Below are 13,531 nucleotides of genomic sequence, written 5' to 3' on the forward strand. Positions count from 1 at the left end.
CCTTTCCCATTGGTAAAAGGATTTGCTCATGAGCTACCGCACACTGGGTCATTCGGGTCTTCAGGTGTCCACCCTGACTCTGGGCACCATGATGTTCGGCGAACAGACCAGCACCGAGGATTCCCTGCGCATCATCGACAAGGCCTGGGATCAGGGCATCAACTTCATCGACACCGCCGATGTCTACACCAACGGCCGTTCCGAGGAGATCGTCGGCGAGGCCATCGCCAGCCGCCGCCACGAATGGGTGCTGGCCACCAAGGTCGGCTTCGGTCCCGTGGACGGCGTCCCCAACCGCAGCGGCCTGAGTCGCAAGCACCTGTTCAACGGTATCGACGCCAGCCTGACGCGCCTGGGCACCGACTACCTCGACATCTATTACCTGCACCGCGAAGACCACAATACGCCGCTGGAAGTCACGGTGTCGGCCATCGGCGATCTGATTCGCCATGGCAAAATCCGCTATTGGGGCCTGTCGAACTACCGTGGCTGGCGCATCGCCGAAGTCATCCGCATCGCCGACAAACTGGGCGTTGACCGGCCGGTGATCAGCCAGCCGCTGTACAACATCGTCAACCGCCAGGCTGAATCCGAGCAGATCACGGCTGCGCAAAACTACGGTCTCGGCGTGGTGCCCTACAGCCCGCTGGCGCGCGGGGTGCTCAGCGGCAAGTACGCGCCGGACGTGAAACCGGACGCCAACAGCCGCGCCGGGCGGGCAGACAAACGCATTCTGGAAACCGAATGGCGTGTCGAGTCCCTGCGCATCGCCCAGCAAATCCAGCAATACACTCAGGAACGCGGCGTAGGCATCGTCGAGTTCGCGATTGCCTGGGTGTTGAACAACAGCGCCGTTACCTCAGCCATTGTCGGGCCGCGTACCGAAGCGCAGTGGGACGCCTACACTAAGGCGCAGACGGTGAAGCTTACGACCGATGACGAGGCGTTCATCGATTCGCTGGTGACGCCGGGACATGCGTCGACACCGGGGTTCAATGATGTGAGCCACTTCGTGTCCGGCCGCAGACCGCTTAACTGAAGAAACATAAACCACTGTAGGAGCGAGCTTGCTCGCGATGGTGGTCAACGATAACGCGGGGGAGCCTGCCTGCCCGCGGTGTCTGGTCGTTCATCGCGAGCAAGCTCGCTCCTACAGGGTGGATGTTGGAAATATTGATCATCCGGACAATATTCAGCACAAAAACCACGTATCCTGCCCGCCCCGTTTAACCTTCAACCCGCGAGGACAGCTTGTCTAAAGGTATCGCTCTATCGGTTTCAGCCTCGGTGCTGTTTGCCGTCATGTATTACTACACGTCGCTGCTCACCCCCTTGAGCGGTGTGGAAATCTTCGGTTGGCGCATGCTGCTGACCGTGCCGTGCATGACCGTGTTCATGGTGCTGTCCGGCGAATGGAAGCGCGTGTTGGACATCGTTCGGCGGGTCGTTGCCAATCCGAAACTGATGGGCGCGCTGATCGCCTCCTCTTTCCTGCTCGCCGTGCAGCTGTGGCTGTTCATGTGGGCACCGCTGAACGGGTACAGCCTGGACGTGTCCCTCGGTTATTTCCTGCTGCCGCTGACCATGGTCCTGACCGGCCGCCTCGCCTATGGCGAACGCCTGTCCTATCTGCAGAAAATCGCCGTGGTGTTCGCCTGCCTGGGCGTGATCAACGAGGTGTATCAGGTCGGTGGTTTTTCCTGGGCGACCTTGCTGGTCTGCATCGGCTATCCGACTTACTTCGTCGTTCGCAAACGGCTGGCAACGGACAATCTCGGCGGCTTGTGGCTGGACATGGCATTGACGCTGCCGGTGGCGATCTGGTTCGTTCAGAGCGGCGCACAAGGTTTCGGGGTGTTTGACCAGCATCCATGGTTGTCGCTGCTGATCCCGATGCTTGGCGTGATCAGCGCGTCGGCGCTGGTGGTCTACATCATTGCCAGTCGCCTGCTGCCGTTCAGCCTGTTCGGCTTGTTGAGCTACGTCGAACCGGTGTTGCTGCTGGGCGTGGCGCTGCTGTTGGGAGAGAGCATCAAGGCCGGCGAATGGCTGACCTACATCCCGATCTGGATGGCTGTGCTGGTGCTGGTGTTTGAAGGGTTCAAGCATCTGGTGCGGCAGCGCAGACCTTAACTACCGACACAAAACAAAGTGGGAGCGGGCTTGCTCGCGAAGGCGGTGTATCAGTCAGCATTGATGGCGACTGGCACTCCGTCTTCGCGAGCAAGCCCGCTCCCACAGTTTTTTTACAGCGTCAACGGATTAGTCGGTGGAGAGAACACCACGACGAACCTGGTCACGCTCGATCGATTCGAACAGCGCCTTGAAGTTGCCTTCGCCGAAACCATCGTCGCCCTTGCGCTGGATGAACTCGAAGAACACCGGCCCCATCAGGGTTTCCGAGAAGATCTGCAACAGCAGGCGCTTGTCGCCCGACTCGGACGAACCATCCAGCAGGATGCCCCGTGCCTGCAGTTCGCCCACCGGTTCGCCATGGTTCGGCAAACGGCCTTCGAGCATTTCGTAGTAGGTGTCCGGTGGCGCGGTCATGAAGCGCATGCCGATGCTTTTCAGGTGATCCCAGGTCTTGATCAGGTCATCGGACAGGAAAGCAACGTGCTGGATGCCCTCGCCGTTGAACTGCATCAGGAACTCTTCGATCTGCCCGGCGCCCTTGGACGACTCTTCGTTCAACGGAATGCGGATCATGCCATCGGGTGCGGTCATGGCCTTGGAGGTCAGGCCGGTGTACTCGCCCTTGATGTCGAAGTAGCGGATTTCGCGGAAATTGAACAGCTTCTCGTAGAAGTTGGCCCAGTAGGCCATGCGACCGCGATACACGTTGTGGGTCAGGTGATCGATGATCTTCAGGCCGGCACCGACCGGGTGACGGTCAACGCCTTCGAGGAACACGAAGTCGATGTCATAGATCGAGTTGCCTTCACCGAAACGGTCGATCAGGTACAGTGGCGCACCACCGATGCCTTTGATCGCCGGCAGGTTCAGTTCCATCGGGCCGGTTTCAATGTGGATCGGCTGGGCGCCGAGTTCCAGGGCGCGCTTGTAGGCTTTTTGCGAATCCTTGACCCGGAACGCCATGCCGCACACCGACGGACCGTGCTCGGCCGCGAAGTACGAGGCCACGCTGTGGGGTTCATTGTTGAGGATCAGGTTGATCGCGCCCTGGCGATACAGGTGCACGTCCTTGGAGCGGTGGGTCGCCACCTTGGTGAAGCCCATGATCTCGAAGATCGGCTCCAGGGTATTGGGGGTCGGCGATGCGAGCTCGATGAATTCAAAGCCCATCAGGCCCATTGGGTTTTCGTATAAATCTGCCATGGTTGGCGCCTCATCATTCTTTATCAATTAACAAAGGTTAGTTGTAAGCAATGCTGAGACCGGTGGGTGGCGCACAGGAGATGCCCCGCACACTGCGGGCGAGAAAATCACCGTAGATCAGTTGAAACCCGAATATCTTCATTATCGACCCAAGGCTCTTGCGGGCGAGGCTTCTGCTGCCAGAAGACGATTATTATTGTATGCGTAACCTGATTCTACACAGCGTAAATCAGTTTGTCCGCCTTCTGTATCAAATCCCCTTTTTCCTTGCCCGCGCAAGGGGTTTATTGCAGAGGAAAATCCCCGCCAGTATCAGCCCGCCACCCAGGCACATGGCCAGTGTCAGCGGCTCATCCAGCAGCAGCGCGCCAAGAATCACCGCCGTCAACGGGTTCAGGGCAATGAACACCCCGGAACGCGTCGCACCGATTTTGCGAATGCCGTCGTAATAGCCAATGTACGCCAGCGCCGATCCCAGCACGCCGAGGTACAAAAGACTCGACCATTGCTGCGCACCCAGGTGGGCGATCGCGACAACACTCGCCTCACCACGGACGATGCAGGCCATCCAGAGCATGGCGGTGCCCAGCAGAATCGAATACGTCACTGTTTGCACCGGCCCCAGGGTCTGGTTCAGTTCTCTGGAGCACAGCGAGTAGATGCCCCAGCCCAGGACACAGCCGAAAATCAGCAGATCACCGAGCCAGGCGTCGGCTCCACCGGCCAATAATTGCGGGTTGCGACTGACGATCACCTGGCTCGCGCCTGCGATGCAGATCGCAATGCCGACGACTTTTGCCCGGTTCAAACGCTCCTTGAACAGTAGCCAGGAAGCCAGGCCGATCACTGCCGGGTTCAGAGCCACGATCAAGGATGCCCGTGAAGCGTTGATGTACTGCAAGCCATAAAAGAAGCACAGGTTGTAAAAAAAAATCCCGAAAAAGCCAAGCAATGACAATTGTAGCCATTGCCGGGCGCTGGGCCGGGCCAGCGGTATCCGCGCCAGGCGCACAAACAGTAGCAACGCCACGCTGGCCAGCAGGAACCGCAGACTGGCAGCCAGCAGCGGGCTGAGGCTGCCGGCCAGATAGCGTCCGGCAACGAAGGTGCCACCCCACACCATGGTGACCGCCGCCAGCTTTAGGTACACCGGCAGATCCGAGGGTTTTGACAGGGTTTGCTCGCAGATCGTCATAAGATTCCAGGGCCGGATGTCGGAGAGATGACGTATCATTCGACTAATACACAGTCATCGTAAAATGAGTAAACACTCATGACTCTCACTCAACTGGAGATTTTCTCCATCGTGGCCGAACTCCACGGCTTCACGGCAGCGGCCAATCGCCTGGGTATTTCCCAATCGGCGGTGTCCCATGCCTTGAAGTCCCTGGAGCAGGAATTGGGTGTCGAGTTGTTGCGCCGGCATCAATCCCGGGTCGAGCCAAGCGACATTGGCCAGCAGTTGTTGCTGCGCGCCCGAGCGATGCTGGGCCTGGCCAACACCCTGCGCCAGGAAGCGGCCGATGCACGGGGCATGAAACGCGGCACGTTGCGCATCGGTTCCTTCGGCCCGACCTCATCGATCAAGTTGCTGCCGTTGATTCTGCAGCAGTACCGCGTCGCCCATCCCGGCATCGAGGTGCATATCGACGAAGGCCCTGATCGCCAGGTACTCCAGTGGCTGGAGGAACGACGGATCGACATCGGCTTTGTGGTGTTGCCCGAGGAGCGTTTCGATACGGTCGCGTTGATCGAAGACCAGATGGTCGCGCTGCTGCCCGCTGGCCATCCGCTGGCAGCTCACGACAGCCTGAGCCTGAAGGATCTGTGTCACGCCCCGTTTGTGCTGACCGAGGCCGGCTCTTCGGAGCTGGTTTCACGCCTGTTCGCCGAGGCCCGACTGATGCCCAACATCCGTTATCGCTGCTCGCAGTTGATGAGCACCCTGGATGTTGTCGCGCGTGGCGACGGGGTGACGGTGGTTGCCGAAGGTTCATTACCCAATCAGATTGACAGCCGCTGCGTGAAAAAACCGCTGTCGCCGGCGGTGGTGCGCCAGGTCGGCCTGGCGGTACTCGATCGACGCCAGGCATCACCCGCGACGCTGGCCTTTATCAATCTGGCCGTAAGCCTTGACTTCCATAGAACGGCATAACCGCCAAGGGCCAACTATCATGGCCCATACCCGAACTCTTCATGGGAGGCGTATTACCCTGCCAGCGTTTGAGAGCCCTACTTTTTTCGTGACAGGATTCGCGAATGCCACTGAAAGCCAAAACCCGCAGTCGCGGTACAAGAATTGCTGTCACCCTGATCAGTGGATTGCTCCCGGTGCTGCTGGGGGCCGCCATTCTTTACATGCAAGCAGGCCGTGCACTCAAACAAGACGCCGAACAAACCGCCGAAGAAGCGATTCGCCAGTTCGACTTGATGCTCGACAACAACTCCCAGGCCGCTCGCGAACTGCTGCCGCTGTCTGGCCAAAGTTGTGCTGACGTCAAACTGGCTCTGCGTGAACAGGTCACTCGCCGCCCATTCGTGCGCGCGACCAATCTGGTGTGGGACAACAACCTCTATTGCAGCTCTTTGTTCGGCGACTACCAGGAGAACGTCAACCCCGGTGACTACACCCAGGGCGCCTTGTGGCTCATGAATGGCAACCTGGTGACACCCGACACCGCCTTGCTGGTGTACCGTCTGAGCGAAGGGAAAAAAGGCGTGCTGACAACCCTCGATGGTTATCACTTGAGCAACATTCTGCGCTTGATCGGTCGCAAGACCTTGCTGTTGCTGCAGGTCGGCCCGGACTGGATGTCCGTCGATGGCAAGGTTCACACCGGTGCTGTACCTGAACCGCCCGTTGCGCCGAGCCGATTGACCTCCGGGCACTATGCATTTGCCGTGGCAGCCGGTTTCCCCGAAGGCGAAACCTGGCGATACATGAGCAGCGAATATCCGCCGCTGTTCAGCCTGCTGATTTTCTTCGGTGTGATTGCCGGGTCAATCGGTCATTTCCTGCAAAAACGCTCATCGGCACCCACCCAGGAAATGCAACGGGCACTGGAAGCCGCAGAGTTCATTCCCTATTTCCAGCCCGTGGTGCATGGCGACAGCAAAAGCTGGTCCGGTGCTGAAGTGCTGATGCGCTGGAAACATCCGAAGGAAGGCCTGGTGCGTCCGGACCTGTTCATCCCGTTTGCCGAGCACTCGGGACTGATCGTGCCGATGACCCGCTCGCTGATGCGGCAGACTGCTGCCCTGCTCGCCCCGCAATCCGCCAGATTCAACAAACCGTTTCACATTGGCATCAACATCACCGCCAGCCATTGTCAGGACCTGGAACTGGTCAAGGACTGTCGTGACTTTCTCGATACGTTCGAACCGGGCTCGATCCATCTGGTACTGGAGCTGACCGAGCGCGAACTGATCGAGCCCACGGCCATCACCCTGCAACTGTTCGAGCAACTTCGCGAACTGGGTGTGAAAATCGCCATCGACGATTTTGGCACGGGTCACTCGAGCCTTGGCTACCTGCGCCAGTTCAATGTGGACTTCCTGAAAATCGACCAGAGTTTTGTCGCCATGATCGGTATCGACACACTCTCGAGCCACATCCTCGACAGCATCATCGAACTGGCAGTCAAACTCGACCTTGCCCTGGTGGCCGAAGGTGTCGAGACCCGTGAGCAGAGTGATTACCTGAGCGCTCATCAGGTCAACTTCCTGCAAGGTTATCTATTCGGCAAACCCATGCCCGGCGCGGAATTCATTAGTGCATTAAGCGACCATTAACTCGCGAATTTAATTGATAAAACAACGCTTGCACGCACCAATTTGAATCAAAACGCTACTGCCGTTACATGAAAAAAAAGACAGGATTTACTCTTGGCCAATTAACTACTACAATTTTTCATGCCTGCGCTAATTTGGCAGGTGAGCCACTATCACCGAGTCGCTTCAAGGCTCTTGGCTTATAGCTTTGTTTGCGGTTGGTATCAGCCAAATACACTATTGGAGTAAAGATATTGTCCAGACTCGCTGAATTTCGTGCAGCCGAAAAGGCCCTTCAAGAGCAGCTCAAGCAGCTGGAATCCCTGAAGAACGATGCCGGGCTCAAGAAAGAAATCGAATTCGAAGAGAAGCTCCAGGGTTTGATGAAAACCTATGGCAAGAGCCTGCGCGACATCATCGCCATTCTCGACCCCAACCCGGCAAAATCCGGCCTGCAGGCAGCAGCACCTAAAACCCGCCGCGCCCGTGTGGTCAAGGTTTATCAGAACCCGCACACCGGCGAGCTGATTGAAACCAAGGGCGGCAACCACCGCGGCCTGAAAGCCTGGAAAGAACAGTACGGTGCAGCCACCGTTGACTCCTGGCTGCGCGGCTAACTCTCGCGGTGACAAAAAAGCCCTGCATATGCAGGGCTTTTTCATGGGTTATCTAAATGCCCGGGGCAGGCACCAGACAACTACCTGACTGCCAACAACTTTGTGCTTAATCCATTTGGATATCTAAAATTTTCTTCATGCATCGAAAAAGCACTGACGCCAACTAAAGTTTCAAGCTGTTACGGGCAGCGTCTATTTCTTCCTGGCTCGCCTTATAAGCCTCGGCCTGCCCTGCGTAGGAAAGAACATAGGCCTTATCGGCATCCACCGCGGCCACCAGTGTTTGAGAAAGCACGTGCCTGCCGTTTTGCGTGACGGTGCAGGTTGTTTCCAGCGCGGCCAATCGACTCAAGGTAGTCGAATGAATTCGCGTGCAGACACTTTGATACCCACCCTGAAAGAAGTCTTTTTGAACCGACTTGCGCATCTCCAGCAATACGCCTTCGAGGTTTACCTGGTGATCGCTTTGTACCGGGCTCATGGTCAGTTCCATCACCATGAGCGGCGATCCATTCTGATCATTTTTCACCGCCCGCTGACGGCTGACCCCCAACGCCGATTCAGGCACTTCTTCGACCTGCCAGCCTTCCGGCCAGGTCACTACTGGCGCATCGGCGCGAGCAACGCCAGCCAGCGAAAACACGCTTAGCAGGATGAACAGCACGTTACGGATTCGAATCATTGCAATGGGCACTCAAGGATCAAGCTGTAAAGTCTGGGCCCAGGCCGGCTGTCAGGCAATAGCCGACTGTTTGGGTTTGGTGATGTCCGAACCCTTGCGTATCATTGTCACCAATTGTTAGCCCACATATTTCCCGGAGGGCCCATGAGCCTGCACGAATTGAACACCTTCCCCGGCGTCACCGCCCAACCGGACGCCGCTACGCAGAAATTCGTCTTCAACCACACCATGCTGCGGGTCAAGGACATCACCAGGTCCCTGGATTTCTACACGCGCATCCTGGGTTTTACCCTGGTGGAAAAACGCGACTTCCTGGAAGCCGAGTTCAGCCTGTATTTCCTCGCGCTGGTCGACAAAAACCAGATCCCGGCCGATGCCGCCGCGCGCACCGAGTGGATGAAATCGATCCCCGGCATTCTGGAACTGACCCACAACCATGGCACAGAGAACGATGCGGATTTCGCCTACCACAATGGCAATACCGACCCACGCGGTTTCGGCCACATCTGCATCTCGGTGCCGGATATCGTCGCCGCTTGCGAGCGCTTTGAAGCACTGGGCTGCGACTTCCAGAAACGCTTGAGCGATGGTCGCATGAAGAGCCTGGCGTTCATCAAGGACCCGGACGCCTACTGGGTAGAGATCATCCAGCCTACTCCGCTGTAGGAGCGAGCTTGCTCGCGAAAAACCCGAGAACGCCGCGGGGCACCTGCCAACCCGCGTTATCGTTAACGACCATCGCGAGCGAGCTCGCTCCTACAGGCGTTGTGTTTTCAGTGCCGGCGCCGATGCCCCTTGTAGGAGCGAGCTTGCCCGCGAAAAACCCGAGAACGCCGCGGGGCGCCTGCCAACCCGCGTTATCGTTAACGACCATCGCGAGCGAGCTCGCTCCTACAGGCGTTGTGTTTTCAGTGCCGGCGCCGATGCCCCTTGTAGGAGCGAGCTTGCTCGCGAAAAACCCGAGAACGCCGCGGGGCACCTGCCAACCCGCGTTATCGTTAACGACCATCGCGAGCGAGCTCGCTCCTACAGGCGTTGTGTTTTCAGTGCCGGCGCCGATGCCCCTTGTAGGAGCGAGCTTGCCCGCGAAAAACCCGAGAACGCCGCGGGGCGCCTGCCAACCCGCGTTATCGTTAACGACCATCGCGAGCGAGCTCGCTCCTACAGGCGTTGTGTTTTCAGTGCCGGCGCCGATGCCCCTTGTAGGAGCGAGCTTGCTCGCGAAAAACCCGAGAACGCCGCGGGACACCTGCCAACCAGCGTTATCGTTAACGACCATCGCGAGCGAGCTCGCTCCTACAGGCGTTGTGTTTTCAGTGCCGGCGCCGATGCCCCTTGTAGGAGCGAGCTTGCTCGCAAAAAACCCGAGAACGCCGCGGGGCACCTGCCAACCCGCGTTATCGTTAACGACCATCGCGAGCTCGCTCCTACAGGCGTTGTGTTTTCAGTGCCGGCGCCGATGCCCCTTGTAGGAGCGAGCTTGCTCGCGAAAAACCCGAGAACGCCGCGGGGCGCCTGCCAACCAGCGTTATCGTTAACGACCATCGCGAGCGAGCTCGCTCCTACAGTCGTTGTGTTTTCAGTGCCGGCGCCGATGCCCCTTGTAGGAGCGAGCTTGCTCGCGAAAAACCCGAGAACGCCGCGGGGCACCTGCCAACCAGCGTTATCGTTAATGACCATCGCGAGCGAGCTCGCTCCTACATGGGTGATGTGCAGGGCAAAAAAAAACCCCATGATCAATCATGGGGTTTGGTGTTTTCAGCGCTGGGCTTTATGCCGGGGCGGAAGTACGGATCAAGTGATCGAAGGCGCTGAGAGAAGCTTTGGCGCCCTCGCCCACCGCGATCACGATCTGCTTGTACGGAACAGTGGTCACGTCGCCGGCAGCGAACACACCCGGCACCGAGGTTTCACCGCGAGCGTCGACGATGATCTCGCCGCGCGGCGACAACTCTACGGTGCCTTTGAGCCAATCGGTGTTCGGCAGCAGACCGATCTGCACGAAGATCCCTTCCAGTTCCACACTGCGCAATTCGTCGTTCTGGCGATCCTTGTAGCGCAGGCCGTTGACCTTCTGACCGTCACCGGTGACTTCAGTGGTTTGTGCGCTGGTGATCACGGTGACGTTGGGCAGGCTGTGCAACTTGCGCTGCAATACCGCATCGGCACGCAACTGCACATCGAACTCCAGCAGCGTGACATGAGCCACGATACCGGCCAGGTCGATGGCCGCTTCGACACCCGAGTTGCCGCCACCAATCACTGCCACGCGCTTGCCCTTGAACAGCGGGCCATCGCAGTGCGGGCAGTAGGCAACGCCTTTGTTGCGGTATTCCTGCTCGCCTGGAACATTCATTTCTCGCCACCGCGCACCGGTTGCCAGAATCACGCTCCTGGCCTTCAGCGATGCACCGCTGGCGAAGTGTATCTGGTGCAGCTCGCCATTCTTGCCAGGCACCAATTTGTCCGCACGTTGCAGGTTCATGATGTCCACGTCGTACTGCTTGACGTGCTCTTCCAGGGCCACAGCCAGCTTCGGACCCTCGGTTTCCTGCACCGAGATAAAGTTCTCGATGGCCATGGTGTCCAGCACCTGCCCACCAAAACGTTCGGCCGCGACACCGGTGCGAATACCTTTGCGGGCCGCATAGATTGCCGCCGAAGCACCGGCCGGGCCACCGCCAACCACCAGCACATCAAAGGCATCCTTGGCGCTGATTTTCTCGGCCTGGCGTTCGATGCCGCTGGTGTCGATCCTGGCGAGGATTTCTTCCAGGCCCATGCGGCCCTGGCCGAAGTTCACACCGTTCAGGTAAATGCTGGGCACGGCCATGATCTGGCGCTCGTCGACTTCGGCCTGGAACAGCGCACCGTCGATGGCGACATGGCGAATGTTCGGGTTCAGTACCGCCATCAGGTTCAACGCCTGGACCACGTCCGGGCAGTTCTGGCATGACAGCGAGAAGTAAGTCTCGAAGTTGAACTCGCCTTTGAGCGAGCGAATCTGTTCGATCACTTCCGCACTGGCTTTGGACGGGTGACCGCCGACTTGCAGCAGGGCCAGCACCAGGGACGTGAATTCATGGCCCATCGGGATGCCGGCGAAACGCAGGCTGATATCCGCTCCCGGGCGATTGATCGAGAACGACGGCTTGCGTGCATCATCGCCGTTGTCGAGCAAAGTAATCTGGGTGGAAAGACTGGCAACGTCTTTCAATAGTTCGAGCATTTCCCGGGATTTCGCACCGTCGTCGAGGGAAGCAACGATCTCGATCGGCTGGGTGACCCGTTCCAGGTACGATTTCAACTGGGCTTTAAGATTGGCGTCCAACATACGGGCGATTTCCTTTTTGCTGATTCATTTGGAGCAGGCATAAAAAAACGCCCGAGCGAATCTCGCCCGGGCGTTTTTATTGGGCGGTGCAGCTTGCTTAGAAGGTGCGGAAGTCCGCCCTGATGAAGCGAGTCACAGACTTAGATCTTGCCAACCAGGTCCAGCGACGGAGCCAGAGTGGCCTCGCCTTCTTTCCACTTGGCAGGGCAAACCTGGCCCGGGTGAGCAGCGACGTACTGGGCAGCCTTGATTTTGCGCAGCAGCTCGGAAGCGTCACGGCCTACACCGCCATCGTTCAGTTCAACGATCTTGATCTGGCCTTCCGGGTTGATCACGAAGGTGCCACGGTCAGCCAGACCGGCGTCTTCGATCAGCACGTCGAAGTTACGGGAGATGGCGTGGGTCGGGTCGCCGATCATGGTGTACTGGATTTTGCCGATGGCTGGCGAAGTGTTGTGCCAGGCAGCGTGGGCAAAGTGGGTATCGGTGGAAACGCTATAGATCTCGACGCCCAGTTTCTGGAAAGCGTCGTAGTTGTCAGCCAGGTCTTCCAGCTCGGTCGGGCATACGAAGGTGAAGTCTGCCGGGTAGAAGAAAACCACAGACCATTTGCCTTTCAGGTCAGCGTCCGAGACTTTTACGAAGTCGCCATTTTTGAATGCGTCAGCTTTGAACGGTTTAACTTGGCTGTTGATGATAGGCATCGTTGACTCTCCGTCAGGGGGTTAAGAAGTTGATGGAGAGAACTTTACCCACTCGTCGGATAGAAGGCTCATTGGCAAACCTCATGCTGCTGATTGGCTTTCGCTATTAGCCGGCTGTATTAATAGAAGAAAACGGTATCTAGGACTCAATCGGCCTTTCTGTAATGCGTGCCATCCCGAAGAACGGACTGGCCTCGATGTAACGCATGGCCGACTTCATGTCCTTCCAGCCCACGTAACTCATGAGCGACTTCAAATCCCAGCCACTTTGATGCGCCCAAGTCGCAAAGCCACGGCGCAAGGAATGGCTGGTGTAGAGTTCGGCGGCAATGCCGGCGCGCTCCAGCGCCTGACGCAATAACGGAATCACGCTATTGGCGTGCAACCCCTCCTCGCCCAAATGCCCCCAGCGGTCGACGCTACGGAATACCGGCCCACGCACCAGGGCTGCCTCGGTAATCCAGTCGATGTAAGCCTGCACCGGACACAAACGCTGCAAGGCCGGCGTTTGATACGTCTTGCCGAGGTTGTCGCGATCACTCTTGCTGCGCGGCAGATAGAGACTGATGCCGGAACCAGCGCTTGCCTGCACGTGTTCAACCCGCAGCCGGCACAACTCATCACTACGAAAGCCGCGCCAGAAGCCCAGCAGGATCAACGCCATGTCGCGCCTGGCCCGCAGCAAACCCGGTCGGTCGCCTTCGGCCCTGGCGGTTTGCACTTCCTGCTCCAGACAACTGACCACCTGCTCCAGATGCTGAAGCTGCAAGGGTTCGGCCTGTTTTTCCTGGGCCGGGTGCAGCGCGCGGATGCCCTTGAACACCTTGCGCACCACCGGCGCCTTGGTGGGATCGGCAAAACCCTGGCTGTTGTGCCACTGCGCCAATGCCGACAAACGCAGTTTCAGCGTATTGATCGATAACACGCCGGCATGGGCCACCAGGTAGCGCGCCACGCTGTCGCCGGTTGCCGGCAGAAAACCGCCCCACGTGACTTCGAAGTGTTCGATGGCTGCCCGATAGCTGCGACGGGTGTTGTCGCGAGTCGCCGCTTGCAGATAGCGATCCAGATCGCTCATAGAAAA

Annotated in this window: 13 protein-coding genes; 6 read left to right on the top strand and 7 right to left on the bottom strand. The window is 58.3% G+C overall.

Features of this window, described 5'->3' with window-relative positions; genetic code table 11:
• The first annotated feature begins 28 nt into the window (after window positions 1-28).
• The gene (locus tag ACEN8Q_RS08315; protein ID WP_413704944.1) at window positions 29-1,039 is read left to right on the top strand and encodes an aldo/keto reductase; all 1,011 of its coding nucleotides are present in this window, start codon (window positions 29-31) and stop codon (window positions 1,037-1,039) included.
• Between the two features lie 212 nt (window positions 1,040-1,251).
• Window positions 1,252-2,133: an EamA family transporter RarD gene (rarD, locus tag ACEN8Q_RS08320; RefSeq protein ID WP_413425609.1), complete on the top strand. Its 882-nt coding sequence runs from the start codon at window positions 1,252-1,254 to the stop codon at window positions 2,131-2,133.
• Between the two features lie 129 nt (window positions 2,134-2,262).
• On the opposite strand, the gene hppD is transcribed toward rarD, so the two are convergent.
• Both hppD and ACEN8Q_RS08330 read right to left on the bottom strand, forming a co-directional pair.
• Complete coding sequence (gene hppD, locus ACEN8Q_RS08325; RefSeq protein WP_008020954.1) at window positions 2,263-3,339, bottom strand: 4-hydroxyphenylpyruvate dioxygenase; 1,077 nt, start codon at window positions 3,337-3,339, stop codon at window positions 2,263-2,265.
• A gap of 250 nt (window positions 3,340-3,589) precedes the next feature.
• Window positions 3,590-4,534, bottom strand: a complete 945-nt coding sequence (locus ACEN8Q_RS08330) for a DMT family transporter (RefSeq protein WP_413425606.1) — start codon at window positions 4,532-4,534, stop codon at window positions 3,590-3,592.
• Window positions 4,535-4,612: 78 nt separating this feature from the next.
• Here ACEN8Q_RS08330 and ACEN8Q_RS08335 point away from each other — a divergent pair, with 78 nt between their 5' ends.
• From ACEN8Q_RS08335 to ACEN8Q_RS08345, 3 genes are all read left to right on the top strand, one after another.
• Window positions 4,613-5,494 carry a LysR family transcriptional regulator gene (locus ACEN8Q_RS08335; RefSeq protein WP_413425604.1) on the top strand — a complete coding sequence of 294 codons (882 nt, stop codon included), beginning with the start codon at window positions 4,613-4,615 and terminating at the stop codon, window positions 5,492-5,494.
• A gap of 104 nt (window positions 5,495-5,598) precedes the next feature.
• A complete protein-coding gene (locus tag ACEN8Q_RS08340) occupies window positions 5,599-7,131 on the top strand; it encodes an EAL domain-containing protein (RefSeq protein WP_413704945.1) in 1,533 nt (510 codons plus the stop codon).
• Window positions 7,132-7,364: 233 nt separating this feature from the next.
• Window positions 7,365-7,727, top strand: coding sequence for a histone-like nucleoid-structuring protein, MvaT/MvaU family (locus ACEN8Q_RS08345; protein ID WP_007975932.1), 363 nt, complete (start codon window positions 7,365-7,367; stop codon window positions 7,725-7,727).
• Between the two features lie 163 nt (window positions 7,728-7,890).
• Here the strand turns inward: ACEN8Q_RS08345 and ACEN8Q_RS08350 are convergent, their stop codons facing one another.
• Entirely contained in the window at window positions 7,891-8,409 is a 519-nt protein-coding gene (locus ACEN8Q_RS08350) for a DUF4946 domain-containing protein (protein ID WP_413704946.1), read from the bottom strand.
• A 144-nt stretch (window positions 8,410-8,553) separates the two neighbouring features.
• Between ACEN8Q_RS08350 and gloA the strand changes: the two genes are divergently transcribed.
• The gene (gene gloA / locus ACEN8Q_RS08355; RefSeq protein ID WP_413704947.1) at window positions 8,554-9,075 is read left to right on the top strand and encodes a lactoylglutathione lyase; all 522 of its coding nucleotides are present in this window, start codon (window positions 8,554-8,556) and stop codon (window positions 9,073-9,075) included.
• Here gloA and ACEN8Q_RS08360 read toward each other — a convergent pair.
• From ACEN8Q_RS08360 to ACEN8Q_RS08375, 4 genes are all read right to left on the bottom strand, one after another.
• Window positions 9,062-9,823 carry a hypothetical protein gene (locus tag ACEN8Q_RS08360; RefSeq protein WP_413704948.1) on the bottom strand — a complete coding sequence of 254 codons (762 nt, stop codon included), beginning with the start codon at window positions 9,821-9,823 and terminating at the stop codon, window positions 9,062-9,064. The genes gloA and ACEN8Q_RS08360 overlap by 14 nt on opposite strands.
• A gap of 357 nt (window positions 9,824-10,180) precedes the next feature.
• Window positions 10,181-11,743, bottom strand: a complete 1,563-nt coding sequence (gene ahpF / locus ACEN8Q_RS08365; protein ID WP_413704949.1) for an alkyl hydroperoxide reductase subunit F — start codon at window positions 11,741-11,743, stop codon at window positions 10,181-10,183.
• Window positions 11,744-11,883: 140 nt separating this feature from the next.
• On the bottom strand, window positions 11,884-12,447 hold the full coding sequence (ahpC, locus tag ACEN8Q_RS08370) for an alkyl hydroperoxide reductase subunit C (RefSeq protein ID WP_010460707.1): 564 nt from the start codon (window positions 12,445-12,447) through the stop codon (window positions 11,884-11,886).
• A gap of 139 nt (window positions 12,448-12,586) precedes the next feature.
• Window positions 12,587-13,525 (bottom strand): site-specific integrase, encoded by a 939-nt coding sequence (locus tag ACEN8Q_RS08375; protein WP_413424990.1) that lies wholly within the window; start codon window positions 13,523-13,525, stop codon window positions 12,587-12,589.
• Window positions 13,526-13,531 lie beyond the last annotated feature (6 nt).

This window comes from Pseudomonas sp. Pseusp16 (assembly GCF_047324915.1).
Classification (GTDB): Bacteria; Pseudomonadota; Gammaproteobacteria; order Pseudomonadales; family Pseudomonadaceae; genus Aquipseudomonas; species Aquipseudomonas fluorescens_CD.